The sequence below is a fragment of the Candidatus Campylobacter infans genome, from assembly GCF_013416015.1.
GTDB lineage: Bacteria > Campylobacterota > Campylobacteria > Campylobacterales > Campylobacteraceae > Campylobacter > Campylobacter infans.
In genome coordinates, this window is record NZ_CP049075.1 from 404,644 (window position 1) to 430,030 (window position 25,387).

27 protein-coding genes, 4 tRNA genes and 1 pseudogene are annotated in these 25,387 nt (G+C 36.0%); 14 read left to right on the forward strand and 18 right to left on the reverse strand.

The window, feature by feature from the left end; genetic code table 11:
* Positions 1-2: 2 nt before the first annotated feature.
* On the reverse strand, positions 3-1,013 hold the full coding sequence (locus CINF_RS02140; protein WP_179975576.1) for a Fe(3+) ABC transporter substrate-binding protein: 1,011 nt from the start codon (positions 1,011-1,013) through the stop codon (positions 3-5).
* 157 nt (positions 1,014-1,170) lie between these two features.
* Positions 1,171-1,560 (reverse strand): annotated as a pseudogene (gene nrfD, locus CINF_RS02145) (NrfD/PsrC family molybdoenzyme membrane anchor subunit); the annotation flags it as partial.
* Between the two features lie 80 nt (positions 1,561-1,640).
* Between nrfD and CINF_RS02150 the strand changes: the two are divergent.
* A complete protein-coding gene (locus CINF_RS02150; protein WP_179975577.1) occupies positions 1,641-1,802 on the forward strand; it encodes a hypothetical protein in 162 nt (53 codons plus the stop codon).
* Between the two features lie 55 nt (positions 1,803-1,857).
* Here CINF_RS02150 and pseH read toward each other — a convergent pair whose 3' ends face one another.
* The gene (gene pseH / locus CINF_RS02155; protein WP_179975578.1) at positions 1,858-2,313 is read right to left on the reverse strand and encodes a UDP-4-amino-4,6-dideoxy-N-acetyl-beta-L-altrosamine N-acetyltransferase; all 456 of its coding nucleotides are present in this window, start codon (positions 2,311-2,313) and stop codon (positions 1,858-1,860) included.
* Positions 2,314-2,334: 21 nt separating this feature from the next.
* Entirely contained in the window at positions 2,335-3,330 is a 996-nt protein-coding gene (gene pseB / locus CINF_RS02160; protein WP_179975579.1) for a UDP-N-acetylglucosamine 4,6-dehydratase (inverting), read from the reverse strand.
* A 108-nt stretch (positions 3,331-3,438) separates the two neighbouring features.
* Between pseB and CINF_RS02165 the strand changes: the two genes are divergently transcribed.
* The 6 genes from CINF_RS02165 to CINF_RS02190 all read left to right on the forward strand — a co-directional run bounded on the left by CINF_RS02165 (position 3,439) and on the right by CINF_RS02190 (position 7,346).
* Positions 3,439-3,735 (forward strand): hypothetical protein, encoded by a 297-nt coding sequence (locus CINF_RS02165; RefSeq protein ID WP_179975580.1) that lies wholly within the window; start codon positions 3,439-3,441, stop codon positions 3,733-3,735.
* Complete coding sequence (locus CINF_RS02170; protein WP_179975581.1) at positions 3,725-4,333, forward strand: RsmD family RNA methyltransferase; 609 nt, start codon at positions 3,725-3,727, stop codon at positions 4,331-4,333. The genes CINF_RS02165 and CINF_RS02170 overlap by 11 nt, the downstream gene beginning before the upstream one ends.
* A 61-nt stretch (positions 4,334-4,394) precedes the next feature.
* Entirely contained in the window at positions 4,395-4,793 is a 399-nt protein-coding gene (locus tag CINF_RS02175) for a flagellar protein FlaG (RefSeq protein WP_179975582.1), read from the forward strand.
* Positions 4,794-4,809: 16 nt separating this feature from the next.
* Positions 4,810-6,693: a flagellar filament capping protein FliD gene (fliD, locus tag CINF_RS02180; protein ID WP_179975583.1), complete on the forward strand. Its 1,884-nt coding sequence runs from the start codon at positions 4,810-4,812 to the stop codon at positions 6,691-6,693.
* 12 nt (positions 6,694-6,705) lie between these two features.
* Positions 6,706-7,107, forward strand: a complete 402-nt coding sequence (fliS, locus tag CINF_RS02185) for a flagellar export chaperone FliS (RefSeq protein ID WP_178696588.1) — start codon at positions 6,706-6,708, stop codon at positions 7,105-7,107.
* 23 nt (positions 7,108-7,130) lie between these two features.
* The gene (locus CINF_RS02190; protein ID WP_178696589.1) at positions 7,131-7,346 is read left to right on the forward strand and encodes a hypothetical protein; all 216 of its coding nucleotides are present in this window, start codon (positions 7,131-7,133) and stop codon (positions 7,344-7,346) included.
* Positions 7,347-7,505: 159 nt separating this feature from the next.
* On the opposite strand, the gene CINF_RS02195 is transcribed toward CINF_RS02190, so the two are convergent.
* From CINF_RS02195 to CINF_RS02210, 4 genes are all read right to left on the reverse strand, one after another.
* Positions 7,506-7,582 (reverse strand) — tRNA-Glu (locus CINF_RS02195).
* Between the two features lie 47 nt (positions 7,583-7,629).
* Positions 7,630-7,706: transfer RNA gene (locus CINF_RS02200), tRNA-Asp, on the reverse strand.
* Between the two features lie 6 nt (positions 7,707-7,712).
* Positions 7,713-7,788: transfer RNA gene (locus CINF_RS02205), tRNA-Val, on the reverse strand.
* A 49-nt stretch (positions 7,789-7,837) separates the two neighbouring features.
* Positions 7,838-7,913 (reverse strand) — tRNA-Lys (locus CINF_RS02210).
* 87 nt (positions 7,914-8,000) lie between these two features.
* Between CINF_RS02210 and CINF_RS02215 the strand changes: the two genes are divergently transcribed.
* On the forward strand, positions 8,001-9,311 hold the full coding sequence (locus tag CINF_RS02215) for a M20/M25/M40 family metallo-hydrolase (RefSeq protein ID WP_179975584.1): 1,311 nt from the start codon (positions 8,001-8,003) through the stop codon (positions 9,309-9,311).
* Between the two features lie 371 nt (positions 9,312-9,682).
* Here CINF_RS02215 and selA read toward each other — a convergent pair whose 3' ends face one another.
* On the reverse strand, positions 9,683-11,023 hold the full coding sequence (gene selA / locus CINF_RS02220; protein WP_179975585.1) for an L-seryl-tRNA(Sec) selenium transferase: 1,341 nt from the start codon (positions 11,021-11,023) through the stop codon (positions 9,683-9,685).
* A 99-nt stretch (positions 11,024-11,122) separates the two neighbouring features.
* Here selA and CINF_RS02225 point away from each other — a divergent pair, with 99 nt between their 5' ends.
* Entirely contained in the window at positions 11,123-12,901 is a 1,779-nt protein-coding gene (locus tag CINF_RS02225) for a 4Fe-4S binding protein (RefSeq protein ID WP_179975586.1), read from the forward strand.
* Positions 12,902-12,909: 8 nt separating this feature from the next.
* Here CINF_RS02225 and CINF_RS02230 read toward each other — a convergent pair whose 3' ends face one another.
* From CINF_RS02230 to CINF_RS02260, 7 genes are all read right to left on the reverse strand, one after another.
* On the reverse strand, positions 12,910-13,497 hold the full coding sequence (locus tag CINF_RS02230; protein WP_179975587.1) for a manganese efflux pump MntP: 588 nt from the start codon (positions 13,495-13,497) through the stop codon (positions 12,910-12,912).
* Positions 13,498-13,516: 19 nt separating this feature from the next.
* Positions 13,517-15,364 (reverse strand): selenocysteine-specific translation elongation factor, encoded by a 1,848-nt coding sequence (gene selB / locus CINF_RS02235; RefSeq protein WP_179975588.1) that lies wholly within the window; start codon positions 15,362-15,364, stop codon positions 13,517-13,519.
* A 16-nt stretch (positions 15,365-15,380) separates the two neighbouring features.
* Positions 15,381-16,274, reverse strand: a complete 894-nt coding sequence (locus CINF_RS02240; RefSeq protein ID WP_179975589.1) for a 1-aminocyclopropane-1-carboxylate deaminase — start codon at positions 16,272-16,274, stop codon at positions 15,381-15,383.
* On the reverse strand, positions 16,258-17,136 hold the full coding sequence (locus CINF_RS02245; protein WP_178696596.1) for an OmpA family protein: 879 nt from the start codon (positions 17,134-17,136) through the stop codon (positions 16,258-16,260). The genes CINF_RS02240 and CINF_RS02245 overlap by 17 nt, the downstream gene beginning before the upstream one ends.
* A 14-nt stretch (positions 17,137-17,150) precedes the next feature.
* Positions 17,151-18,233 carry a MotA/TolQ/ExbB proton channel family protein gene (locus CINF_RS02250; protein ID WP_178696597.1) on the reverse strand — a complete coding sequence of 361 codons (1,083 nt, stop codon included), beginning with the start codon at positions 18,231-18,233 and terminating at the stop codon, positions 17,151-17,153.
* A 167-nt stretch (positions 18,234-18,400) separates the two neighbouring features.
* The gene (gene fbaA / locus CINF_RS02255) at positions 18,401-19,483 is read right to left on the reverse strand and encodes a class II fructose-bisphosphate aldolase (protein ID WP_178696598.1); all 1,083 of its coding nucleotides are present in this window, start codon (positions 19,481-19,483) and stop codon (positions 18,401-18,403) included.
* Positions 19,483-20,277, reverse strand: a complete 795-nt coding sequence (locus CINF_RS02260; protein WP_179975590.1) for a peptidylprolyl isomerase — start codon at positions 20,275-20,277, stop codon at positions 19,483-19,485. Before CINF_RS02260 ends, fbaA begins: the two co-directional genes overlap by 1 nt.
* A 99-nt stretch (positions 20,278-20,376) precedes the next feature.
* Here CINF_RS02260 and CINF_RS02265 point away from each other — a divergent pair, with 99 nt between their 5' ends.
* Genes CINF_RS02265 through CINF_RS02285 form a run of 5 tightly spaced genes read left to right on the forward strand, consistent with a single transcriptional unit; the run spans position 20,377 to position 23,640 of the window.
* Complete coding sequence (locus tag CINF_RS02265) at positions 20,377-21,498, forward strand: Y-family DNA polymerase (protein WP_179975591.1); 1,122 nt, start codon at positions 20,377-20,379, stop codon at positions 21,496-21,498.
* 8 nt (positions 21,499-21,506) lie between these two features.
* On the forward strand, positions 21,507-22,130 hold the full coding sequence (gene nth / locus CINF_RS02270) for an endonuclease III (RefSeq protein ID WP_179975592.1): 624 nt from the start codon (positions 21,507-21,509) through the stop codon (positions 22,128-22,130).
* A 33-nt stretch (positions 22,131-22,163) separates the two neighbouring features.
* The gene (kdsA, locus tag CINF_RS02275; RefSeq protein WP_179975593.1) at positions 22,164-22,973 is read left to right on the forward strand and encodes a 3-deoxy-8-phosphooctulonate synthase; all 810 of its coding nucleotides are present in this window, start codon (positions 22,164-22,166) and stop codon (positions 22,971-22,973) included.
* 8 nt (positions 22,974-22,981) lie between these two features.
* On the forward strand, positions 22,982-23,320 hold the full coding sequence (locus tag CINF_RS02280; RefSeq protein WP_179975594.1) for a DMT family transporter: 339 nt from the start codon (positions 22,982-22,984) through the stop codon (positions 23,318-23,320).
* Positions 23,317-23,640, forward strand: a complete 324-nt coding sequence (locus CINF_RS02285) for a DMT family transporter (RefSeq protein WP_179975595.1) — start codon at positions 23,317-23,319, stop codon at positions 23,638-23,640. Before CINF_RS02280 ends, CINF_RS02285 begins: the two co-directional genes overlap by 4 nt.
* Before the next feature lie 59 nt (positions 23,641-23,699).
* Here the strand turns inward: CINF_RS02285 and CINF_RS02290 are convergent, their stop codons facing one another.
* Entirely contained in the window at positions 23,700-24,656 is a 957-nt protein-coding gene (locus CINF_RS02290) for a tetratricopeptide repeat protein (RefSeq protein ID WP_179975596.1), read from the reverse strand.
* Between the two features lie 58 nt (positions 24,657-24,714).
* Positions 24,715-25,203 carry a tetratricopeptide repeat protein gene (locus tag CINF_RS02295; protein ID WP_179975597.1) on the reverse strand — a complete coding sequence of 163 codons (489 nt, stop codon included), beginning with the start codon at positions 25,201-25,203 and terminating at the stop codon, positions 24,715-24,717.
* Positions 25,204-25,387 lie beyond the last annotated feature (184 nt).

Below are 25,387 nucleotides of genomic sequence, written 5' to 3' on the forward strand. Positions count from 1 at the left end.
AACTACTTCCAGCCCACTTCATCAAAGATTTTTAATGCTTCTTTGGCGTTTTTGTAGTAACTCTCAAAGTCTGGCTCTTGCACTTTAAATTCGCCCCAGCTTTTTAAGAGCGCATTTGGCTCAACGCTAGGATTGATAGGATATTCAAAATTGCCATCAGTTAGCATTTTTTGCGCTTCAGGGGATAGCAAAAACTCTACTAATTTGATTGCATTTGCTTTATTTGGTGCGTTTTTAAGCGCACCCACGCCACTTACATTGATATGCGTTCCGCGCCCATTTTGATTTGGAAAGATGATATACACAGATTCGCCTGCTTTTTTATCATTTGCGTTTTTGGAATTTATCAAATGCCCCAAATAATAGCTATTTGAAATCGCCACATCTCCCTCTTTTGCATAAACTGCGCGAATCTGGTCTCTATCTGCGCCTTTTGGAGTTCGCGCCATATTATCTACGATACCTTGCGCCCACGCCTTTGCTTTGTCTCTACCAAGCGTTTCAATCATCTGCGATAAAAGCGAAATATTATACACTGCGCTTGAACTTCGCACAAGAATCTTGCCCTTCCATTTTTTATCCGTCAAATCCTCATAAGTGCTAATACTGCCTTTTGGGACGCGCTCTTTTGAAGCAATGATAATCCTAGCGCGTTTGGTTATGGCAAACCATTCGTTGTTTTTACCACGCCACGCCTTTGGCGAAAGTTTCTCAATCTCATTGCTACTTACGCCTTGAAAAAGCCCAGCTATGCGCACTTGCTCTAAATTGCCCGCGTCTGCTGTGATAAAAATATCCGCTTTGCTGTTTTTGCCCTCAGATTCGAGCCTTTGGGCGAGTTCGTTTGCCTTTGCTTGAATCACATTTACCTTAATGCCCGTTTTATCCGTGAACACCTTGAAAATGCCCTTATCCGTGTCATAATGCCTATGTGAATAGACATTGACTTCATTTGCCCCAAAAAGTGCTGTGGCAAATACCGCGCTAAATACGATGGTTTTTAATGATTTCACATTTTGTCCTTTCGATTTTTAAAATTTTGAAAGCGTAATTTTAATCAATCAAAACTTAAATGAGAATAAAAATTATTTTGATTTATTACAAAAGAAAAAGTGAGAGTTTGGAGCGAAAATTTTAGATTTAGCGATATTTTGGCACGAATCTTATTATCCCACTTGCCAAAAAGAGTATCGGCAAAATAGGGCTATTAAAAAGCGGATAGGTTTGAATGGCTGAAAGCAAAAAACCCGTATAAACGCCCACACCAGCGGCAAGCACAAAGATAAATCTTCCAAGCCACAAGGATTTGCTTTCTAAAAAGTCCAAAATTTCAGCGCATTTTTTAATGAGCGCACCAAAAAAGCCATTTTCAAGCGTGCTTCTAAAACGCAAAATCGCATAAAGAGCGCACAAAGGCGTGTATAAAAGCAGCAAAATCACCCCAAGCGACATTACAGAACTTGCGTTGTAGTGGATAAAAAGCTGATAAAAGCTCAAAGGCTTTGTCAAATCAAAAACAAGTATCAGCAAGCCCACGACAATAGCCACAGGCGCGATAAGATGGTTTTACTAAAAGTAATTTACAAAAATATAAATGCAAAAATTGCTCTAAGTATTCTTGCCAAAGAAAATAATATCTGTTGAAAACTCTCCAAAATTACATAAAAAGCATAAATGATAATGGCTTAGAAGCAGAATTCACTCATTTACAGACTAAGCTTAGAGTTCATAGCGGGTTAAAGTTAGAAAATAAAATGAAATTTATTTCTAATTATTTTAGATTAAAAAATGATGAAAGATGAGACAAAAGTGTTGAGCTTTATCAACACTTTTTACCATTAAGCCAAAATTTTAAAATTAAATATCTTTGCTAAGCAACACGCTCTCATCATCATCGCTATTTTCAAGCACTTTAAAATCAAAATGCGCATAAAGAGCTAGGGCTTTTGCGTTATTTTTTAGCACATGAGAGTGCAGATTTTTTAGCTTTAATTCATTTTTGGCATAATCTAATGAATTTTGCATTAAAAGATTGCCCACGCCGGTTAATTGCGGATTTTTAAAAAATCCAAACTCGGCTGAGTTATTTTTAACATTTATAAAATAAATAACGCCTATAAAATCCTTGCCTTTTTTTAGCATAAAATAGCGTTTATCATCTTGGTTTTTTAGGTAATTTATGAAATTTTTATGCGCTTCGTAATTTGGAGCGGCACGCGTTAGAAAGCTTGCTATTTGGGGGTTTGAGCGAGCTATGAATGTAGCTAGGATCTCATCGCTATTAAGATTTGTAAAATTTTTAAGTTCTATCATTTGTTATCCTAAATTAAAATTTTAATCACAATGTTTTATCATTTCTAAAATACCTTTTTCATCGAGCCAAAGCGTGTTTTTATCGGAGCTGTATTCAAACTCATCTTGGATTTTTTGTCCTTTTTCGTTGATGGCATTTACGCTAAAATCCATAACAGAAGCAAAACTAATGCTTGGGGTTATTACATAATGATCGCTAAATTCATAAGTGTGAATGGCATCATCTTTGCCTATCATCACCTCGTGTAATTTTTCGCCAGGTCTTATGCCGATGATGTTTATTTCTAGCTTTGGTGCCATCGCGCGCGCTAAATCTAGCATTTTCATTGATGGAATTTTAGGGATAAATAGCTCTCCGCCTTGCATTCTAGTAAAATTTTTAAGCACAAAACGCACGCCTTGTTCTAAGGTTATCCAAAAGCGCGTCATTCTCTCATCTGTGATTGGCAAAGATTTTACGCCTTTTTGTATTAGGTTTTTAAATAACGGCACCACTGAGCCACGAGAACCTACTACATTGCCATAGCGCACCACGCTAAAACGCGTTTTATGCGTGCCACGGATATTGTTTGCTGCTACAAAAAGCTTGTCGCTTGCAAGTTTTGTAGCGCCGTATAAATTTATGGGATTACACGCTTTATCTGTGCTTAGAGCGATTACTTTTTGCACATTGGCATTAAAAGCAGTATCTATTACATTTTGTGCGCCGTGGATATTTGTTTTAATACACTCCATTGGGTTGTATTCAGCTATTGGCACATGCTTCATAGCAGCTGCATGTATTACAAAATCCACGCCATCCATCGCAGTTTGTAAGCGAGCTTTATCGCGCACATCGCCTATGAAATACCGCATACAACTAGCATTAAAATGCTGTGCCATTTCGTATTGTTTTAGCTCATCGCGCGAATATATAATGATTTTATTTGGTTTGTAATCTTGTAAGAGAATTTGTGTGTATTTTTTGCCAAAGCTACCGGTGCCACCAGTGATTAATATATTTTTGCCATTAAACATTTTTGTCCTTTGGGTGTATTATAGCAGGCTTTTATTTAAAATTTTGCCGATTTTTAAGCCTGCTTGGCTAAAATATCGCCCAAAATCAAGCAAAATCAAGGAAAATGCGTGAAAATTTATTTAGATTGTGAGTGTTTGTTGCTTTTATTTTGTTTAAATAATTTTTTAAAGCCTTTTTTAGTTAGCAAAGATGAGGCCGATTTTATCGTTAGCGATCGTAAAATTTCAAGCGATGATAAGCCTGTTTTTACCTTGGGAATTGATTTAAAGCTACCTTTTACTCAAACGCAACTTTTAAAAGCTTTAAATGATTTTAAAAACGAAAATGCGCTTGAAATAGCCTTAGATGAGCTTTTAAATAACTTTAAAAAAGATTTAATAAAGCTATTAAAATATGCAAAATAAACATTTTATTTTGATTACTAGCGGGATTTTAAAGGGGCGCAAAATTAGCGTTTTAAGCTCGCAAATCACGCGTAGCACAAAGGCGCGAGTAGCAGATAGCTTTTTTAATAGCGTGCGCCAAATTTTAAAAAATAGCGTTTTTATCGAGCTTTTTGGCGGCAGCGGGCTTATGGCCATTAGGGCTATTAGCGAGGGCGCAAATACCGCGCACGCCATAGAATGCGATAAATCAAGCTTTGAGGTATTAAATGAAAATATTAATAAAACTAACCAAGCCTTAGAGCAAATTTTAAAATTTCAAAATTTTAAAATTTTAAACGCGCATTTTGGCGATACTTTTATCCTAACGCCTAAAATTGTCGCTAATAATGAAAATATCATACTTTATGCCGATCCGCCTTTTGACATTAGGCAAGGTTTTATTAAAATTTATGATGCTTGCCAAAGGCTTTTAGCAAGCTTGCCAAAAGATAAAATCAAGCTAATTTGCATAGAGCATTTAAGTGCGGCTAAATTACCTGAAAATATCGGCGAATTCGCTCTTATAAAGCAAAAAGCTTTTGGCAATAGCACTTTGAGTTATTATAAAATTTTATAAATAAATTAAAAAAATTTTAAAATTGCCGATATGCAACACACTAACTTTTAAAGGATTTACAATGGAAATTTTCAAAGTCGCTTCGCAGCAAATCCAAAACCAAACCATTGCGCAAGATAGCCAAAGCGCGCGCGCGCGCCCAGTAGAGCAAACGCAAATAGAAGCCAACGCAACCCAGCGTAACCACGAATTAAGCAAAACCCAAAACGCACAAGATGGCGAAGACAAAAAAACCTTAAATGAAAAGGTAAAAGAAGCAGTAGAGCAATTAAATAAAAATATGGTTGAGCTAAATACAAATATTCGTTTTGGTTATGATGATAAAGTAAATACCATGTATGTAAGCGTTTTAGAAGCAGATTCAGGTAATGTGATTCGCCAATTTCCTAGCGAAAAAGTGCTAAGAATGCGCGAGTTTTTTAAAGAAGCAATCGGTATGCTTTTTGACGAGAGTAAATAAATATAAAGGATAAAAAATGGCAGTTTCTAGTGTATCAGTATCAGAGCCAACCATCAAAAACTACACCGGCACCGGCTCAACCATTAAAAAAACAAATGTTGATATTACAGGCACTTATTTAAAACAAGAAACAATAGACACGCTAAAACAATACGATGAAGAATCGCAAATCAAACCACTTACTACGCGCATAGCCACAAATGCCTTGCAACAACAAGATCTAACAGCCATTACCACGCTAATTAGCCAGTTTAAAACTAGCTATGCTGATATAGCTAGCGAAACATCATTTTTAAAACGCAAAACAAGCATAGCTGGCTCAAACTCAGTAAGCGCAAATATAGAAGATGGCGTAGCAGAACAAACAATTAGAATGAGCGTAATGCAACTAGCCCAAAGCGATTCATACCAAACCAAGGGCTTTTCTAGCAGGTCTGATGTAGTTTTTTCAAATCTTAGTAGCGATACTAAATTTTCTTTACAAGTAGGCGATAAAAGCTACGATATCACGGTAAATAACAAAACCACCCTAGATGAATTATCGCAAAAAATCACCGATGCAACAGATGGCAAGATATCGGTTAAAATTTTAAATGTAGGCGGCACAAATCCTTATAGCATGGTATTTCAAACAAAAGACACAGGCAAGGATAACGCTATAAAATTTAAAATGGAAGGGAATGTAAGTGACAATAGTTTATTTAAAGATTTAGGCTTTGATACGACAACGCCAGACGATAAAGGCGTTTTCACGCTTAAAGCTGGCACTGGCACAAATGCTGGCAAAAAGCTAGCAAATGCGCAAGATGCGGAATTTACCTTTAATGGCGTTAATATGACGCGCTCTAAAAATACTATCGATGATATCATCACAGGCGCAACTTTCACGCTAAATAATGTAGATGATAAAACAACATCAGGCGAGTATAAAGATACGGTAATTAGCATATCAAAAGACACCGCAAGCCTGGTAAAAACTATGCAAAGTATGGTTCAAGCCTATAACACCCTTAAAACAAACCTTGATACCGCCACTAGCTACGATAGCGAGTCAAAAGCCGCCGGCTCACTAAATGGACTAAGCGAGATTACAAGCATTAAAAGGCAAATAAATAGTATCATCACAAATACCGATAAAAACGGCAAAAGCTTAATGGATTTTGGTTTTAGCTTTACTGATAAAGGCGTGTTAAGCTTAGATACAAAAGCGCTAGAATCAGCAATTAGCGATGATTATGAAAATTTTAAGAAATTTTTTAGTAGCAATACTACATATGAAAATGCCGTGTTTTATAGTAGCGGATCTATAACTAGTGGCACTAATGCTTGGACAGGCAAGATCAAAATCAATGATAAAGAATTTGATCTAGCTGAGATTGATAAAAGTATTACTGGCAATGCAACTAGCACTAATCCAAGCACGCAAAATACCGATAAAACAAAACAAGCAGCAGAGCTAGTAAAGCAAATAAATGATGCTAAAATCGGCGTTACTGCTTCATTAGATGATGATGGTAAATTAGTGCTAAAAGGCGTAAATGATAAAACGCTAAAAATAGAAGCAGGCGATGGTGGCGATGCTGCTCTAAAAGCCTTGGGGCTTAGCGCGGGCTCAAAAACAGGCGTAAAAAGCGTAAATGAAGGCTTTTTTGCAAAAATGAACTCACTAATGGATAGCCTAATAAACTCTAAAAACGGCTCTCTTACAAATTTTGCAACCGAGCTAAAAGATAAAAACAAGCTTTTAGCCAAACAAAAAGAGCGCACGCAAAATAGCATTGATAAAAAATACGAGCAAATGACAACGACATTTATTGCTTATGCAAGCGCGATAGCTAAAATGACAAACTCATTTTCAGCCCTGCAAAGCATGATAGATGCACAAAGTAAAAAAGATTAGCTAAGGATAAAAATGCAAAATAACGCATATCAAGCATATAATGCAAGCAATATCAGCGTAGAATCTCCGCAAAAGTTAGTTTTGATGCTTTATGAGGGAGTTTTGCGCTTTATTTCGCGCGCAAAAAAGGCCATAATCGAAAATAACATACAAGATAAGGTGCTTTACATCAACAAAACTAGCGCGATATTTATGGAGCTTTCAAACTCGCTAGATATGAGTCAGGGCGATGTTTCTTATTATTTAAAGGGTTTGTATGGGCGAGAAATAGCGCGCTTGATAGAAGCAAATATAAAAAACGATCCAAAATTGCTAGATGAGGTGGTAAATGTTACGCGTGAGCTGATTGCTGCGTGGAATGATGTAACAAAGCCAGATGAAGCGCAAAAAAACGCAATTAGCCAAGGCGCGTGAGCGTTAAATTAAAGGTAGGCAAAATGTGGTTAGATGATTTAAAGATCGCCGTTACAGCAAATGACATAACAAAAATAGAGCATTTATGCGATAAAATTCCAAATGATTTAAGCATAAATGATGCGATTTGCGCTCAAAATTTACTAAGCCAAGCTAAGCTTTATTGCTCGCAGCAAATGGACGATATCAGCGCCGAACTAGAAAAACTCCGTAAAATCCGCAAATTTAACGAAAATTAAAATTTTAAAATTTCATAAGATTAGCGCGCTGTTTTAGCGCGCATTTATCACGCATTTACACTGCGCTTTGTATCGCATTTTTACATTATGCCATTATACTGCGCCAAATTTTAATTAAACAATATGTTTAAATTTTAGTATTTTTAAATTTTAATACTCTGGCGACCCCTGCAAGATTTGAACTTGCGTTTTCGCACAGAGAATGCGATGTCCTGGGCCGACTAGACGAAAGGGTCAAAATTTTAAAACTGCTAGCAATAAATGTGAAATTTTAAATAAGAAATGGCGCGGCGAACGGGGCTCGAACCCGTGACCTCCGACGTGACAGGCCGATATTCTAACCAGCTGAACTACCGCCGCGCAAAATGGTGGTCGCTATAAGACTCGAACTTATGACATCCACCTTGTAAGGGTGGCGCTCTACCAACTGAGCTAAGCGACCAAAAGCATCTAACTAAATCAGTCAAGACGCCAAAGCGTAAAAACGCAAGTGGTGTCCTGCGTTGGATTCGAACCAACGGCCCCCTCCTTAAAAGGGAGATGCTCTACCTACTGAGCTAGCAAGACATTTTAAAAATGAGCCGAAATTGTAACCAAAAAAAATTTTAAAGTCAAGTTTTTTGTGTATAATTTTAAAATTTTTTGGAGCGAGTTATGGATGTAATTAAACTTTTTAATGAAATATGCGGTATTTCGCATTGTTCTTTTAATACGCAAAAACTTGCGGATTATTTGTTAAATTATGCTAAATCTTGTGGATTTAGCGTAAAAATCGATGATTTTGGCAATATTCACGCTATAAAAGGCAGGCCAAAAATCTGCTTGCAAGCCCATTATGATATGGTTTGCGTGGGTTTAGCCCCTGAGATTAAGGTTCAAAATGATGGGCTTTATTTAAGCGCGTTGCATTCAAGCCTTGGCGCTGATAATGGCATAGGCGTGGCAATTTGTATGAAAATGATGGCAGAGTTTGAAAACTTAGAAGTGCTTTTTACAAATGATGAAGAGGTTGGTATGCTTGGAGCTGCTGGCTTTGATGGGCAATTAAAGAGTGAATTTTTGCTTAATTTAGATAGCGAGTGCGATGATGAAATCATCACTAGTTGCGCTGGTGGCGTGCTAATTGGGCTTAGTGCTAAAAGCGCACTAAAACAAAGCTTTGGGCGCATTTATGAAATTAGCGTGGCTAATTTGCCGGGTGGGCATAGCGGTGTTGAAATTTACAAAAATATCCCAAATGCTATAAAAATTTTAGCTGAGTTTTTAGAGCAAAATAAATGCGAAATCATAAGCTTTGATGGTGGCGAGCGGACAAACTCAATTCCAGCAAATGCGCGCGCTGTGGTGCTTTGTGATGAATTGCTTGATCAAAAAATACAAAATAAAGCAGATTTTATTAGCGTTAAACAAATCAAGCCAAATTTTAAAAATCAAAGTTTAGAAAAAAGTGCTGAAATTTTAAGCTTTTTAACTGCTTTAAAGCACGGCATTTACGAGCTTGGCACTGAGCTTAGCACGCCAAAATCTAGTGCTAATTTAGCCGTAATCTCTACTAAAAATGATGGCGATTTACGCGCGCTAGATATTGAAATTTACGCGCGCGCCATGGATAATGAAAGCCTTGAAAAAATCAAAAATACAATTAGCAAACAAGCCTTAAATGCTGGTTTTAGAGTGGTTTATAGCGAGCAAAGCGCGCCTTGGGTAAGCGCAGGTGATGATTTTGCCAAAAAGGTGCTAGAAATTTTAAAAAAATACCGCCCAAATGCCAAAATTACGAGCATTCACGCAGGCCTTGAATGCGGGATTTTGTGCGCGAAGGCTTTAAAATTTGGCAAAACTTTACAGGTTTGTTCGATTGGCCCAAATATCATCTCACCTCACAGCACGCACGAAAAATGCGAAATAGCAAGCATTGATCGCATACAAAAGGTAGTGCGCCAAGTGCTAAATGCGTTTAGCTAGCATTTATTTGGCGCGATTGCTGGCTAAACTGCGCGATAAACTTGCTAATTTTAACGCCAAATTTTAAAATTTACGCGCAAATTTTAAATAAATTAGATTTTATATAGTCAATTTAAATGCAAATAGATTTTAAAATTTTAAGTTATAAAGCGTAAGAAAAATTAAAATTTAAAAGTATTTTAAGCCAGCGCACAAACGTAAAAATATTTTAAGCCAGCGCACAAGCGCATTAGCCAACGCCAAAATTTTAAAATTTAAAATTTAAAAATTAAAATTTAAAAATTAAAATTTAAAAATTAAAATTTAAAAATTAAAATTTAAAAATTAAAATTTAAAATTTAAAACCCGCCGTTAGTATTTTAAACCAAATTTTAAGCCAAAATTTCATTTAAAGCTAGATTAAGCGCGCTTATATCATCATCTAAAAGCGCTCTTAAATCCAGCAAAAAGCATTCATTTTCTATGCGCCCGATGATATTTTTTGCCCTAAATTGCGTCTGTAAGCTTTTGGCATTGCCGCTAAGTTGTAAGGCTATGCTTGGAATTTGCTTATTTGGCAAGCTCCCGCCACCTACAAAAGTGCTGGTTTTGATGATTTTAGCGCGCTTTTTGGCATTTTCATTTAGCCCAGAAATTAGCGCATTTGCTAAGCTTTCAAGTTCATTTAAGCTTTTATTTATTAATTTTTGCGTGGTGATTAGGTGATTTTCGTTTTTTAAATACGCCATTACGCTTTGACAAAGCAAGCTAAGCGTGATTTTATCGGCGCGAAGCATTCGCAAAAGCTGATTAGAGCGCAAACGGGCGATTAGGTTTTTGTTGGCTAAAATTATGCCAGCTTGAACCGAGCCAAAAAGCTTATCCCCGCTAAAACTCAATAAATCAACCCCGCTAAATAAAAGCTTTGTAGCGCTGGCTTGAATGCGCTCTAAGCCCCAACTTAACGGCGCATAAGAGCCAGAGCCCAAATCATAATAACTTAAAATTTCGTGCTTTTTGCCAAGATTTGCAAGCTCATTTATGCTGACTTCGCTACTAAAACCTTGTATTTGAAAATTTGAGCGATGCACTTTTAAGAGCATTTTGGTATTTTCATTTATGGCATTTTCATAATCGCTTAGGCGCGTTTTGTTTGTGGTGCCAATTTCATTTAAAATAGCCCCGCTTGCGTTCATCACCTCAGGGATTCTAAATCCACCGCCAATTTCTACTAATTCACCGCGACTGACAATTACTTGCGCGTTTTTTGCAAAGGTATTTAGCACCAAAAATACAGCCGCGGCGTTATTATTTACTATTAGCGCATCTTCACAGCCAAAAAGCGCGCTAAGTAACGCCCCACTATAATCATAGCGGTTTGATCTGCTGCCAGTTTGTAGGTCGTATTCTAAATTACTATACCCGCAAATAACGCTTTTAGCGCGCTCATAAATGTTTTCATCTACTACGCTACGGCCTAAGTTTGTGTGTAAAACAATCCCGCTTGCATTGATTACTCTTTGTAGGCTTTTGCGTTTAAAATTTTCGTATTCGCTAGTGATTTTGGCGATAATTTGCTCTTTATTTAGCGCACTTTTTTCTTGGATTAAAAGCTCTCTTTGCTCGTTTATAATATCTCTTGCAATGCGCGTTATAACAGGCTTTGGCGCATTGTTGAAGCATTGTAAGTTGATGATTTTATCAATTTGTGGTAATGATGAAAAATCTGCCATTTTTACCCTTTATTTAGCTAAAAAGCGTAATTTTAGCATAAAAATTAACTTAAAATTTTAAATATAAGTTTATAATTAGGGCTTTTTAAAAGGTTGAAAATGCAAGAATGCGGATTTATTGATGAAAATTATCAAATACCATTGGGCGATGAAATTATAATCTGCCAAAACCCCTGTGATGATGAGTTTATCGTAGCAAACTCAATTAAGCTAAAAGCGCAAGTTTATGCGCCTGAGATAAACTTTTATCTTAAAAATTCCCTAGATAGCGCACTTGAAAAAGCAAAAAGCATAAGCGCGTTATATGAAGCTAGAATTATAGGCTTTGATGAAAGCAAGCAAAGCGAGCGTGAAAAAATAATTGAAAATAAAATTTTAATCGTTGCCAATGATGATATAAGCGTGCTTAAAGAGCTTTTAATACAAAATGATTTTAAGGTGATAAGCTTAAAAAATGATGAAATTAAAGCCTTGTATGGCGAGGTTGGCTCTTTAATAGCTCTAATAGAGCAAAATGGCGATAAATACGAGCTAGAATGCGATTTTGCCTTAATTAAAAATGGCAGAGAGGATATGCTAATTCAAAGTGGCTCTTTGGAGATTGAAGCCCTAAATAATGATGAAATATTAAGCTTTTTGCGTAAAAATTACCCAACATATCATTATAAAATTAATTTGATTTATGATGAGAGTATTTGCCAGTATCATCAAAGGCGTGAGCAAATTTGCTCAGCTTGTGCAAATGTTTGCCCTAGCGTTGCCATACTTAAAAATGACGAGCAAAAAGAGCTGGTTTTTAATCAAATAGATTGTATAGATTGTGGGCTTTGTGTGGGTGTTTGCCCTAGCGGTGCTTTAAGCCTTGCTAATATGCCTACAAGCGCGCTAAGTGGCATCGCAAGGCTTTATAAGGATAAAATTATTTTGCTTTTAAATGAAATTTTAATAGATGAAAATTTTAGCGCGAAATTTCGCCCATTTTGGCAAGAACTTGGCAAAATCGAGCCATTTAACGCTAAAAGCTCTTATGGGCTAAAAAAAGAGCCACTCGGCGATCATTTAACAGATATTGCCTTAAAAAGCGGGGTTTTGCCACTTGCTTTAAATACTGGCGCCTTAGATTATGTGCATTATTTGATTTTAGCTCAAAATAGCGGAGCTCAAATTGTGCTTTATGAGCCAAATATCAGCCAAATTTCACTTAGCAATATCAAAATAATAAATGAAATTTATCAAAAAATTTTTGGCGAGGACGCGGTTTTAATCGCCACAAATAAACGCGAATTAGAACAAAACTTAAACAAAGCGCATAAAATTAAGGACTCAATGCTACTTGTTGATGATTATGATATGCCAAAGCGCGAGATTTTTGCTTCAAGGCTAGCAAAAATTATAAAAAACAATGATTTTGGGCAAATTAATAGCGATGAAATAGTGCGCTATGCTAGCATAAGCATAGATGAAAATATTTGCACGCTGTGTAGTGCTTGCGTTGGCGCGTGTAATGTAAATGCGTTAATTGCCGATAGTAGCGATAATAGCATTAAGTTTAACGCAAGTTTATGCACGGCTTGTGGGTATTGTATAGCTAGCTGCGCTGAAAGTGGCGCAATAGCGATGAAACGCGGTAAAATCGCGCTAAATCCTAGCTTTTTTAATTATAAAATTTTAGCAAAAGACGAATTGTTTAAATGCGTAGAATGTGGCAAGGAATTTGCCACTAAAAAGGCTGTGGAGAAGATTATAGGCTTAATGAGCGCGCAATTTAGCGGTGATGAGTTTAAGCTAAAAAGCCTAAGATGTTGTGCTGATTGTAAGGCAAAGCTAATGCTCCAAGCCCAAATAAACGCAAGCAAAGATGGCAATTTTTACGAATAATTAAGTCATTAATTTAATAAATGCTCTATTAAAATTTTAATGCCCAAACTTATTAAAATCACGCCGCCAACTAGCTCAGCCTTTTGGCCTAATTTTGTGCCAAAGGGGCTGTTTTGGCTTAGTAAATTTCCCAGTTTCAAGCCAAAAGCACAAAGCAAAAAGGTTATAAGGCCAATTATTAGGATTGCTTGGTATATATTTAGCCCGCGAAATTCCACAAAGCCAAAACTTACTCCAACAGCCAAGGCATCAATGCTAGTAGCAAGTGCGAGTGCTAGCATTTGTTTAAAATGAAGTTGCGCGCTAGTGTTTTTGCAACTATCATTTTCAAAGCTTTCTTTAATCATTTTTGCGCCCACAAACGCTAATAAAACAAAGGCTATCCAATGATCAATTTCTTTTATAAAATTTGTAAAACTCGCCACAAAAAAATAACCCAAAGCAGGCATTAAGGCTTGAAATCCGCCAAAATACGCAGCAACTACGAAAAAATGTTTAATTTTTAGATTTTTGATGGCAAAGCCTTTACAGATTGAAACCGCAAAAGCATCCATCGCCAAGGCAAAACCTAAAATCACTAAATCAAAAATTCCCATAAATTTCTTTCTTTGCTGATTAAATTTTAAATACTCTATCCGTGCCGTTTTTTGTGATATTTTCATCTTTATCTAAGGCTTCAAGGTAGGCTATTGTGTATTTTCTGCTTAAATTTAAGGTTTTTTTGGCTGTGTTGATATTTACAAAACCATCTTTTTTAATTAGCTCTTTTAATTTTTCTAGCGCGTTATTTAGGTGCTTGGCGCTGATAAATAAATTATGAGCTAGCCTAATTACTATTTTTTTAGCGCATAATTTTTTTAGAGCATTATCGCCACTTGTGCGGTCAATTTCTAAATAATCATAAATATTATAAGGGGCTTGTGGCATTAGGGCTTGCTTGTCTAAAATGCTTAATATTTCATCTTCTACGCGTTTTTTAAGCTTGCTAAAATCAACGCCTTTTTTGGTATAAACTCCATCATTTTTGCTTAAAAACTCACTCATTTCATCAATGCAAAGCTGAGCTAAAAACGCGCTAGCCCAAGGCAGTTTTAGGGCTATTGAAGTGGCTGAAAATATGGCAAATTCGTTTTTTTGTAATAAAAATTTAATATATGCTTTAATATGCTCTTTTGCGCTGATATCATAAACATTAAGCGCGTTTTCATCTATTAGCGCATTACCCAGCTTTTTGGCGATATTTAGGGCATTTTCGTGGCTAAGATTAAATCTTTGCTCGCTAGAAATTAGCCCAAATCCGTTTTTATGCGCGCTTTTTAAAATACCAAAGGCTTTTAGAAAATTTTTATTCTCCAAGGCTTGTAAAAGCTCGGTTTTAACGCTCTTTTTTAAGGGTTCGCTAATAGGATTTAGCACCCTGCCACCAGCTCTTACTCTCCCAAGACTAAGCAAAATAAAAGGCTCATTAAAGCTCGCAAATACAGCATTTTTAAGCTTTATCGTGGCATAAAATTTGTTTTCTTTATCTTTTGGCTTAGGTTTTGTTTCATCGCAACTAGCATTTAAAATTAAAATTTTAGCATTTACTTGCTTTGTGCCAATGCAAAAAAGTAAATTTTCATTATGCCTAATTTGGCCAAAAACCACGCAATCAAGTTCTTTAAATGCCCTAAAATAGCCCTTTTTGCTGATAAAATCGCCTTTTGTTATATCTTTAAACTCGCAGCCACTTAAATTTAGCGCTAAACGCTCGCAAGCACAAGCACTTTGGACTAAAACCCCGTGCGTTTGTAAGCTTTTTATGCTTAGTTCTTTTTGCTTGTCGTAATTAAAAAGCTTCTCGCCCTTTTTTAATGTGCCAGAAATTATGCTCCCAGTTGCGATTACGCCTATGCCTTTTAAGATAAAAGCTCTATCTACATAATAGCGTAAAACGCCGTTTATATCGCGCTCTTTGGCTTTTAGGGTAAAAAGATAATTTTTAAGATCTTTAATGCTTTTTTCATCTTTAATGCTTATAAAAAAACTTTTTAAAATATTTAAGTTTTCGTAATTTTTTAAAAACTCTTGTGCGCTTTTAAGCACAAATAAGGCGCGCTCGTGGCTGATTAAATCGCATTTTGTAATAGCAAGAATTAGTGAGTTTATGCCTAAATAATTTAGCACTTTAATATGCTCGATGCTTTGGGGCATCAAGCCATCATCGCCTGCTATTACCACTAAGCCAACATCTATGCTAAATGCCCCGCTAATCATAGTTTTAAGCAAATTCTCATGGCCTGGAACATCAATAAATGAAATATTTTGCTCGCCATTTTTTAGGTTAGAAAAACTTAAATCAATAGTAATAGCGCGTTCTTTTTCTTCTTTGGTGCTATCGCCATTAAAGCCGTTTAATGCTTGAATTAGCGCGGTTTTGCCATGATCTATATGCCCAGCTGTTGCTACTAATAAATTTGCCATTTTGATCCTTAAAGAGCTAAATTTTAATTGTTAGATGCTTGAATTTTCGCTCATATCTTGCTTTTTGTGATTGTAAGCCGCTAAGGCCGCCTTGATGGATGTATAAAATTTCATTTTTAAAGCTTTTTAAATTTTCTAGCATCGTAAGCCAGCCAAGCGGATCATAAATTAGCTCAAATTCTATGCCGGTTTGTTCTTTTAATTCGCGCCAAATATTATAAAATTCAAGCCTCAAATCCCCAAAATAACATTTAAGTGCTGGCTTTAAAATTTTAATTCTTGCTTGCGCGTTTAAGCTTTGAATTTGGCTGTTTAAATAATTTTCATCGCCCACGCAAGGCGTGGTAAATACATCACATTGTGCCAAATTCTTAGCTAAATACACACAAGCCGTGCCAGTCCCGCTTGGCAAAAATATATCAAATTTTATGCCACTTTCTTGCATAAAATTTTTTATTTGCTCAGCTTGGGTTTTAAAGCCTTGCTCTGCGTATTTACAGGCTATGCCCTCTGGGATAAAAAGTGTTTTTGGGTTTTGGGAGTTTTTTAAAGCAAAAAAATATTCTTTATAATCGCTTCTAGCTATGATTTGTGCGCCATTTGCTAAGGCTATGGCGTAATTTGCGCTAGGATTTTGTTGTAAAAATTGGCTAAGGTGCTTTGTTAGATAAATAAATTTTAAATCTTTTTTCTTTGCAAAAATGCTAAGCGCGCTCATAGCGTTGCTTTGCGAGCTGCCATAGCTATAAAGCGTGCTAAAATTTTTTAAATTAGCATTTAAAAAGTATTCTAATTTTCTAGCCTTATTGCCGTTAATTTCATCATCAAGCAAATCATCTCTAAGCACGAAAAAATCACGCTCTTTAAAACGGATTTTTTGAAATTTTGGTAGGTTATTTTGTGCTAGCATTTGATGGATTTAAATTTTCTATAAAAGAAATTTCAATTCGCCTTGAAAGATTTTCATCTATTTTGCCGTTTTTATAAAATGGCTCTGTATTTGCGCGCCCGCTGGCTAGGCTGAGTTTAGCCAAAAGCGCATCATTATAAAAAGAATTGGCAAAAAGCAGTAATTCTAAGGCTTGTGCTTGGCTTAATTTTAAGTTTGCGGTGTAGGATTTTTTTAGATCCGTGTGGCTTGTGATGATGATGTGCTTGATGTGTGGGGCAATTTCATCGCTTAAAAGCACATCAAAATACAAGCTTAAAATTTGCTCTAAATTAGCTTTTGCGCTTTGTTTTATTTGGGCGTTTTTTTCAAAGATTAAATCGCTGTTTAAATAAAGCGTGCCGTTTTGCGTGTTTATTTGGGCTTGATTGTTTAGTAAAATTTTTAATTTAGCTATGATTTTTAGCCTTAGGGCGTTTGGATTTTTGCTTGGTTTTGGAGCTGGTTCTTGCTGTTTTAAATTTGCTTTTTTTTGTTCGTTATTTGTGATTTTATTTATTTCTTCTACGCTTTGTTTGGCGTTTTGAAGGCTTTTATTTAAAATTTTTTGCAAATATGCTAGGCCAACGCTTTTGTCTTTGCTGTTTTGTAGCGTGCTTAGGGTTTTATCTATGGCTATTTCGCGCTCACTTAGTTTTAGTTTGAGTTCGTTTATATCTTTTATTTTATTTTCTAAAATGCCTTTGCTTTTGTTTAAGTCTTGCGCGATTATATTGTATTTTGCGAGCATACTAGTTAAAATCAGAGTGATTATAAAAAACAATCCGCCAATTACATTAGCATAACTTAGCCAAAAGCTAGGATATTCATTTTTATTGCCCATTGTTTTACCTAGGTTTATTTTGCTTGCTCGTTATTTAGGCCGGCTTGGTTATTAATGCTAGTTACCAAGGTATTTACCGCGCGCTCAAAACGCGTAAGTTTTTCATCGCTTAGGGTGTGGAGCTTGGCGTAATTATCAGCAAATCCTATTTGCATGCTTTCAAAATTTTTATTAAATGTATTAAGAGCGTTTAAAATATCAGTATAGACGCGCAAAATATCTTTTTGCTCTTTTTGGCTTTTTGATAGGCTAGATAGCGTTTGCTTGATATGCTCGCTGCTGAGGGTGATGGCGTTTTCTTCGTTTTCTAATAGATTTGTAAAATTTAAAAACTTTTGCTCTACTAATTTATCTAATTGGCTAAAAAATTCTTTATTACTTACATAGCCAAAAATCGTGCTAATTTTTGAAAAGCTAGAAATGCCTTCTTGCATAAAGCGTTCTTGTAATTCTTCTTTGCTCCAAAAAAAGTTTTTTGTAACTAGTTTTTGGCGATTTACTAGTTTTTTAAATCTCGTTATTCCAAAGCGTTCAAAAAATATCCACCAAAGGGCTAAGATCGTGCCATAAATTGCCACATAAAACGCAGAACTAATGCTAGTAATTAAAGCTAGCACATTTTCATCAAAACTAGCATCAAGTGGGGCTAGCGATATAGCAATGCAAATAAAAGTCCCCAAAACCCCAAGCAGTGAAAACACGCCAGCACCGACATTTGCGATATTTTCATTGCGGATAAATTTTGAATAATCCTTAATAAACTCATCAAAATTTGCGTTTGATTTAGTATCTTTGCCTATGGTTAGCAAACTTTTTAAAATGAAAGATTTTAGTTCTTTTTTAAAATCATCTTTTTGACATTCAAAAACAAAACAGCCATATTCTGCGCTGTGAATTGTAAAAAGCAAGGCAATAATAAGCATAAATGTGCTTAAAATAATAGCATTTATGCCAATATTTAATTCTATAAATCCAAAATAACTTAATAAATACGCCACATAAACAAGCACTGGCAAAATAATTATTTTTGTATAAACAGCGATTTTATTTCTTTTATCGCTTTCTGGTAAAGCAAAATCAAATTGATTTTTATCCATTGTGTTACCTTAAAATGCCCTTACAAAGGGCTAAAATATATGAAAGCAAAAGCGGCTTTATATTTTACGCTTGCTAATAAATTTTAATTAGTAAGTAAAATTTTGCGCAAAATTTTATAGCCTTATGCCAAAAGTTAAAATTTTAACTTTTAGCATTAAGATATAAATTAATTTCGCCCTATGCAATTAAGATTTTCAAAGGCTATTTCAAGGCGTTTGCTTAGGTTTTCTTCGCCTGCTCTTAGCCATTTTCTAGGGTCGTAGTATTTTTTGTTTGGCTTGTCATCGCCACTAGGATTGCCAATTTGTGCTTGTAGATAGTCGTGATTGCTAGCTTCATACTCTCTAACGCCGTCCCAAAAGGCCCATTGCGTGTCTGTGTCTATATTCATCTTAACCACGCCGTAATTTATAGCTGCTTTTATATCGCTAATATCTGAGCCGCTACCGCCGTGGAATACAAAATTTACAGGCTTATGGGATTTTGTAGCAAATTTATTTACTATGTATTCTTGGCTATTTTTTAAAATTTCAGGGCGCAAGATTACATTGCCTGGCTTATAAACCCCATGCACATTGCCAAAGCTAGCAGCTATGCTAAATAGCGGGCTAATTTCGCCTAATTCTTTATATGCTTTTGCTACATCTTCTGGTTGGGTGTAAAGCTTGGCGTTATCGATATTTGTATTATCTACGCCATCTTCTTCGCCGCCTGTTACGCCTAATTCAATTTCAAGGCAAATATCAAGAGAACTTAAAATTTTAAGATATTTTTTGCAAGTTTTTAGATTTTCGTCTAAGCTTTCTTCGCTTAAATCTAGCATATGAGAGCTAAAAAGTGGCTTGCCGATGTTGTTTCTTGTGTCTTTGTTTGCTTGAATTAGCGTATCAATCCAAGGCAAAAGCTTTTTTGCGGCATGATCTGTGTGTAAAATAACTGGCACGCCATAATGCTCAGATAGCAAATGCGCGTGCTGTGCTGCTGCTATGGCGCCTATGGCATCGCCGATGCCTATTTCATTTGTGCCATTGATGCCCTTGCCAGCATAAAAGCTAGCTCCGCCATTGCTTAGCTGAATGATCACTGGCGAATTAACCTTTTTAGCCGTTTCTAGCACGGCATTTAGGCTATTTGAGCCTACTATATTAACAGCTGGGATTGCAAAACCTTCTTCTTTTGCGTATTCGTAGATTGCGTTTGCTTGCGTGCCTGTTAGCACGCCAGCAGGGACTAAACTTAACGCACCCATTATTTATACTCTATTTTGGCGTTTTTGCGTAGATCTTCTACTTTTTTTTGCATTTGAACTTGTAATTTTTGAGTTTTTAAGGTGTTGATTATATCGTCTTTTACGCGGTTGAAAGTAAGCGTGCTTTGTGCGCGCTCATCTTCTTTTAAGATTATATGAAAGCCAAAGTTAGTTTGAACTGGTGCTTTGCTAATTTCGCCTTTTTTCATAGCAAAGGCAGCATCGGCAAATTCTGGCACCATTTGGCTTTTAGGGAAAAAGCCAAGCTCGCCGCCATTTGCGCCTGATGCTTTATCGATTGATTTAGTGCTGGCAAGTTCGCTAAATTTTTTATTTAAAGCTTCACCTTTTAGGCCTTTTAATTCTTTTAAAATTGCCTCAGCTTCTGCTTTGCTAGCTACTAAAATATGCTTAGCGCGAACTTGTGCTGGGATTATTGTCTTATCTTTATTTTTATTGTAAAAATCTTTTGCTTCGCTATCGCTTATTTTAATGGCGTCAAATTGTTGTTTTTCCCATACTTGAATGGCTAGATTTTCTTCGCCTTGTTTTGCTGCTAATTTATACTCAGGGCTATCTTGAACCTTTGCTTTTTTAGCTTCTTCTAGCAATAACTGGCGCACGATTACTCTATCTATCATAGCTTTTTTTGCCTCGGCTGGCAGGCTTTGAATTTGGCTTGCGCTACTGCCAAAAATACTATCATCTATTTTTTCGCCATTTACCACAGCTACAACAGCAGCATTTAAGCTAATACTAGCTGCTAAACTTAAAGCTAAGATTGATTTTTTCATATTTTTATCCTTTGTAAGTAAAATGTGGTCGCCGATTATAGCACAAATTATTAAAAGATTTTAAAATTTTTAAGCTATAATCGCCAAAAAAGAGAAATTATGTTTTTGCATATTGATTTGGATTGCTTTTTTGTTTCTGCTGCTATTAGTGTAAATCCTAGCCTTAAAAATAAACCAGTGGCCGTAATTAGCGGTAATTGCTATGATATTTTTGGCGATTTTTTAAAGCCTGGGATTATTTTAAGTGCTAATTATGAGGCGCGCGCTTTTGGGGTAAAATGTGCTATGCCTGTTTATATTGGCAAAAATCTTTGCCCTGGTTTAATTACGATAAATACGGATTTTGCGCTATATAAAAAGCTTTCAAATGCGCTTTATAATTTATTATATGCTTACACAAATGAGATAGAAAAATACAGCATTGATGAATATTTTATGGATTTAAATGGTAGCGGGCTTGAAAATAATGCTTTAAAATTTGCTAAAAATTTACAAGATGAGGTGGCTTTGAGGCTGAATTTGCCGTGTTCATTAGGGCTTAGCAAAAGCAAATATTATGCTAAATTAGCCACAGATTTAGCAAAGCCAAAAGGCGTGATGATGATTGAGAGTTTAGATGAGGTTGGAGATATTGATATATCGTGTTTTTGTGGCATTGGCAAAAGTAATCAAAATTTCTTAAAAGCACGCGGTATTCATACTTTAAGCGATGCCTTACAAGCTAGGGCGCATTTTATGAAATTAGGCAAAAATGGCATGAAGCTTTATGCTCAAATTAGTGGCGAAAATCTAGGCAAAATAAATAAGCAAAAAGAGCAAAAAAGCCTATGCGTGGCGCGAAGTTTTAAGGCTCAAAATGATAGGGTAGAGCTTAAAAGACGCTTAAAAATTTTATGCAAGCATTTAAGTTTTGAGCTATTTAAAAAAGATTTAAATCCCTTACAAATAGAGCTTAAAATACGATATAAAGGCCTTGGCTTAAAAAGCTTTACTCAAAATTTGGCCGAGCAAGCAACTAGCTGGCTAATCCAAGCAAGCATTTTAGAGCTTTTTAGTCAAAATGATTGTGGCGCTGGGCTAAGCGTGGATTATTTGAGCGTGGGCGCAAGTCATTTTGGCTTAAATCAAAATTTATTTGTAGAGCAAGCTAATATAAAAAGAAAAGCGCTTGATTCTAGCTTAAATAAACTCCGTTTAAAATACGGCCAAAACATCATCTAAGGACAAAAATGCAAAGCAAGAAAAATGTAAAAATCATTAAAGAGCGTTTATTGGGGCGTTATAGTGATGCTAGAAGTGAATTAAAATTTGCGAATAATTATGAGCTATTAGTGTGTGTAATGCTCTCAGCACAATGCACCGATAAGCGCGTAAATATCATCACCCCAGCACTTTTTCAAGCCTACCCAAATATCCAAAAACTAGCAAGCGCAAACCTTACAAGCCTAAAAATGTTAATTCAAAGCTGCTCGTTTTATAACAACAAAGCTCAAAATTTAATAAAAATGGCAAAAGCCGTGTGTGAGCGTTATAATGGGCAAATCCCGCTAAATGAGAACGAGCTAAAAACGCTAGCTGGTGTTGGGCTAAAAACGGCGCATGTGGTGATGATTGAAGCTTGTGGTGCTAATGTGATGGCAGTTGATACGCATGTTTTTCGCGTAGCAAAACGCCTTGATTTAAGTCAGGCAGCTAGCCCAGAGCTTGTAGATAAAGAGCTTTGCGCGCTTTTTAAGGATAATTTAAATAAGCTTCATCAAGCCTTGATAATGTTTGGCAGATACACTTGTAAGGCGGTAAAACCAAAATGCGATGAATGTTTTTTGGCTGAGTTTTGTAAGTTTAGGATTTGAAATTTTAAATTAAATTATTTTGAAAGGATTTTTATGATTTTAATTGCTGGACCTTGCGTGATTGAAAGCAGGGAAAACATTATGCAAACGGCATCGCGCCTAGAAAAATATTCTAAAATGCCTGGCGTGGAGTTTTATTTTAAGGCTAGTTTTGATAAGGCTAATCGCACGAGTATTTCGAGTTTTCGCGGTTTGGGCATAGATGAGGGACTTAAAATTTTAAGTGAGGTAAAAAAGGAATTTGCTTATAAAATTTTAACCGATATACACGAAAGCCATCAAGCAGCGGTGGTTGCTAGCGTAGCAGATATTTTACAAATCCCAGCATTTTTATGCCGTCAAACAGATTTGCTAGTATCAGCTGCTAAAACAAAGGCAAAAATCAATATAAAAAAAGGGCAATTTTTAGCCCCGCAAGCCATGAAGCATAGCGTAAAAAAGGTGCTTGAAACCAGGGGCGTAAAGGCTGAGCCAAATAAAGAGCTAAGCGCGCAAAATGGCGTGTTTTTATGCGAGCGTGGTGCTAGTTTTGGGTATTGTAATTTAGTCGTTGATATGCGCTCGCTTGCGATTATGCGTGAGTTTGCGCCAGTGATTTTTGATGCAACTCACAGCGTGCAAATGCCAGCGGGTGAAAATACCATAAGTAGCGGTCAAGCGCATTTTGTGCCACTTTTAGCAAGGGCTGCTGCAGCTGCTGGGGTAGATGGGTTTTTTTATGAAACGCATATAAATCCAAGCCAGGCACTAAGTGATGGGGCAAATATGCTAAACTTAGAGCAACTTGAAGCAAGTTTGAATGAAGTTTTTGCCATTAAAAAAGCATTAAATTTTAATGATTAGGCAAATTTATGGTTTTGAGTAAAGAAAATAAGGGCTTTTTGATAGTTTTTATAGCTAGTCTTTTGGATTTGACTTGGCTTTATGGGTTAAAATATGCTCAAAGCACGCTTACTTACGCGCTAACCATAGGCGCGATATGCGCAAATTTTATAGTTTTAACTAAGGCGTTTAAGTATTTGCCTACAAGTGTGGCTTATGTCGTTTTTGTGGGCTTTGCCACGCTTTTGGTGGTGCTTTTGGATTTAGCCTTGCTTTATAAAGATGGGCAAGATTTAGCATTTGCTAGGGTGTTTTTTATTTTCACGCTTTTAATTGGCGTAATAGGCATAAAAGGCGCGCAAAAATGACATTTTTGGCTTTAATAATTGCTGGATTTAGCGAAGTGGCTGGGGTTTATTTTATGGGGCGATTTAATAGCGCGCGAAATTTTAAACTCAAAATCGCTACTTTTAGCGGTATGGTCGCTACTTTTGGTTTTTCTTTATTGCTTTTGCGTTTTAGTATGAGTGAGTTTTCAATGAGTAGCGCTTATGCTATTTGGACTGGGATTGGTTGCGTTGGTGCCGTGCTTTTAGGGCTTTTTCAAGGCGAAAAAATGAGCTTTAAAAAGCTTGTGTATTTGGGGCTGATAATTTTTAGCGTTGTGGGTTTAAAATTTCAAATGTAGAGCAGGGCAAATGGGGTCTTGCGCCCATTTGCTTAGCCATTATAAAATTTTAATTTAGCTTATTGATTTAGGGTTTTATAAGCCTCGCAAGCATTTTGAGCGCCTAAATCGCAAGCCTTGCTAAAATATTTTTTGGCCATTGCTAAATCTTGGCCAAGGCCAAGGCCATCTCTATATAAAATCCCTACATCAATACAACCCAGGGCGTCCCCGCCATCGCAGCCTTTTTCAAAAAACTCTTTTGCTTTTTGATAATCTTTTTTTACGCCTTGTTCGTTATTGTATAAAAGCCCGATATTCGTGCAAGCCCCAGCAACTCCGCCATCGCAAGCTTTTTGGTAATACTCTCTTGCTTTTTGATAATCTTTTGTTATGCCTTGACCTTCATTATAAAACATACCAAGATTAAAGCAAGCTCTAGCGTCTTTGCTATCGCAGGCTTTTTGCCATAGCTCTTTTGCTTTTTCATAATTTTTTGCGTTATATGCTTTTATTCCCTCATTAAAATCACTAGTTTGGTTTAGCTGTTTGCTAAGCTCGCAGCCTTCTTTAAAGCCTAAATCGCAAGCCTTGCTAAAATATTTTTTGGCCATTGCTAAATCTTGGCTTAGGCCTAATGCGTTAGCATACATAGCTCCAAGATAATAACAACCCTTAGCTTCTTTGCCATCGCAGGCTTTTTGGTAATACTCTCTTGCTTTTTGATAATCTTTTTTTACGCCTTGGCCATTTATATATATAACACCAAGATCAACGCAAGAAAAGACATTTCCGCCATCGCAGGCTTTTTCGTGGAGCTGTATTGCTTTTTGATAATCTTGCTTTATGCCCTCTCCTTCATAATACATTCCCCCAAGAAGTCCGCAAGATCTAATGTCTTTATTATCGCAGGCTTTTTCAAAAAGCTCTTTTGCTTTTTGGTAATCTTTTGCTTTATATGCGTTTATTCCATCAACATAATCATTAGCCAAAAGCCCAGTAGCTAAAACTAACACCCCAAAAATGAATTTTTTCATTTTTTATCCTTTTATTAAAATTTTAAATTACACTAAAATTTAATCTAATATTTTATGCTTAATAATACTCACAAGCATTTTGAAAGCCAAAATAACAAGCTTTGTTAAATAATGTTTTAGTTTGTTGTGAGTTTTGTTTTACGCCTTGGCCTTTTTTATATAAAAGTCCAAGATTATAGCAAGCCAAAGCATCGTTGCCATCGCAGGCTTTTTGTAAAAACTCCCTAGCTTTTTGATAATTTTGCTCTACGCCTTGACCAGCAATATAGCAATTACCAAGATTAGCACAGCCAATAATTTCTTTATAATCGCAGGCTTTTTGCCATAATTTGCTAGCTTTTTGATAATTTTGCTCTACGCCTTGACCTTTTGCGTATAAAAGTCCAAGATTAAGGCAGGCCTTAGCGTCTTTATCATCGCAGGCTTTTTCAAAAAGCTCTTTTGCTTTTTGGTAATCTTTTGCTTTATATGCGTTTAATCCATCAACATAATCACTAGCCAAAAGCCCAGCAACTAAACTCAATGCCACAAAAATAAGTTTTTTCATTTTTGCTCTTTTGTTTTGTGAAATTTTAAAATTTTAAAATAAAGTAAAATTTTAACTAGCGTTGCATTAAAGTTTATTTAAAAAGCCTTTTATAATTAAGCAACATAAATTCAAGCATAACTCTAAGGCGTTAAATGTAAATATCACGGCGTTTTTTGAATAAAATTTTAAGCAAAATTTTGAA

Coding starts and splice junctions, on each gene's coding strand:
- pseB (WP_179975579.1), bottom strand. CDS start 3,330: ATGTTTAATGGCAAAAATATATTAATCACTGGTGGCACCGGTAGCTTT.
- CINF_RS02225 (WP_179975586.1), top strand. CDS start 11,123: ATGCAAGAATGCGGATTTATTGATGAAAATTATCAAATACCATTGGGC.
- CINF_RS02170 (WP_179975581.1), top strand. CDS start 3,725: ATGCAAAATAAACATTTTATTTTGATTACTAGCGGGATTTTAAAGGGG.
- CINF_RS02280 (WP_179975594.1), top strand. CDS start 22,982: ATGGTTTTGAGTAAAGAAAATAAGGGCTTTTTGATAGTTTTTATAGCT.
- kdsA (WP_179975593.1), top strand. CDS start 22,164: ATGATTTTAATTGCTGGACCTTGCGTGATTGAAAGCAGGGAAAACATT.
- CINF_RS02260 (WP_179975590.1), bottom strand. CDS start 20,277: ATGAAAAAATCAATCTTAGCTTTAAGTTTAGCAGCTAGTATTAGCTTA.
- pseH (WP_179975578.1), bottom strand. CDS start 2,313: ATGATAGAACTTAAAAATTTTACAAATCTTAATAGCGATGAGATCCTA.
- CINF_RS02265 (WP_179975591.1), top strand. CDS start 20,377: ATGTTTTTGCATATTGATTTGGATTGCTTTTTTGTTTCTGCTGCTATT.
- fliD (WP_179975583.1), top strand. CDS start 4,810: ATGGCAGTTTCTAGTGTATCAGTATCAGAGCCAACCATCAAAAACTAC.
- selB (WP_179975588.1), bottom strand. CDS start 15,364: ATGGCAAATTTATTAGTAGCAACAGCTGGGCATATAGATCATGGCAAA.
- CINF_RS02230 (WP_179975587.1), bottom strand. CDS start 13,497: ATGGGAATTTTTGATTTAGTGATTTTAGGTTTTGCCTTGGCGATGGAT.
- CINF_RS02240 (WP_179975589.1), bottom strand. CDS start 16,274: ATGCTAGCACAAAATAACCTACCAAAATTTCAAAAAATCCGTTTTAAA.
- CINF_RS02215 (WP_179975584.1), top strand. CDS start 8,001: ATGGATGTAATTAAACTTTTTAATGAAATATGCGGTATTTCGCATTGT.
- fliS (WP_178696588.1), top strand. CDS start 6,706: ATGCAAAATAACGCATATCAAGCATATAATGCAAGCAATATCAGCGTA.
- selA (WP_179975585.1), bottom strand. CDS start 11,023: ATGGCAGATTTTTCATCATTACCACAAATTGATAAAATCATCAACTTA.
- CINF_RS02190 (WP_178696589.1), top strand. CDS start 7,131: ATGTGGTTAGATGATTTAAAGATCGCCGTTACAGCAAATGACATAACA.
- CINF_RS02250 (WP_178696597.1), bottom strand. CDS start 18,233: ATGGATAAAAATCAATTTGATTTTGCTTTACCAGAAAGCGATAAAAGA.
- fbaA (WP_178696598.1), bottom strand. CDS start 19,483: ATGGGTGCGTTAAGTTTAGTCCCTGCTGGCGTGCTAACAGGCACGCAA.
- CINF_RS02285 (WP_179975595.1), top strand. CDS start 23,317: ATGACATTTTTGGCTTTAATAATTGCTGGATTTAGCGAAGTGGCTGGG.
- nth (WP_179975592.1), top strand. CDS start 21,507: ATGCAAAGCAAGAAAAATGTAAAAATCATTAAAGAGCGTTTATTGGGG.
- CINF_RS02295 (WP_179975597.1), bottom strand. CDS start 25,203: ATGAAAAAACTTATTTTTGTGGCATTGAGTTTAGTTGCTGGGCTTTTG.
- CINF_RS02290 (WP_179975596.1), bottom strand. CDS start 24,656: ATGAAAAAATTCATTTTTGGGGTGTTAGTTTTAGCTACTGGGCTTTTG.
- CINF_RS02245 (WP_178696596.1), bottom strand. CDS start 17,136: ATGGGCAATAAAAATGAATATCCTAGCTTTTGGCTAAGTTATGCTAAT.
- CINF_RS02175 (WP_179975582.1), top strand. CDS start 4,395: ATGGAAATTTTCAAAGTCGCTTCGCAGCAAATCCAAAACCAAACCATT.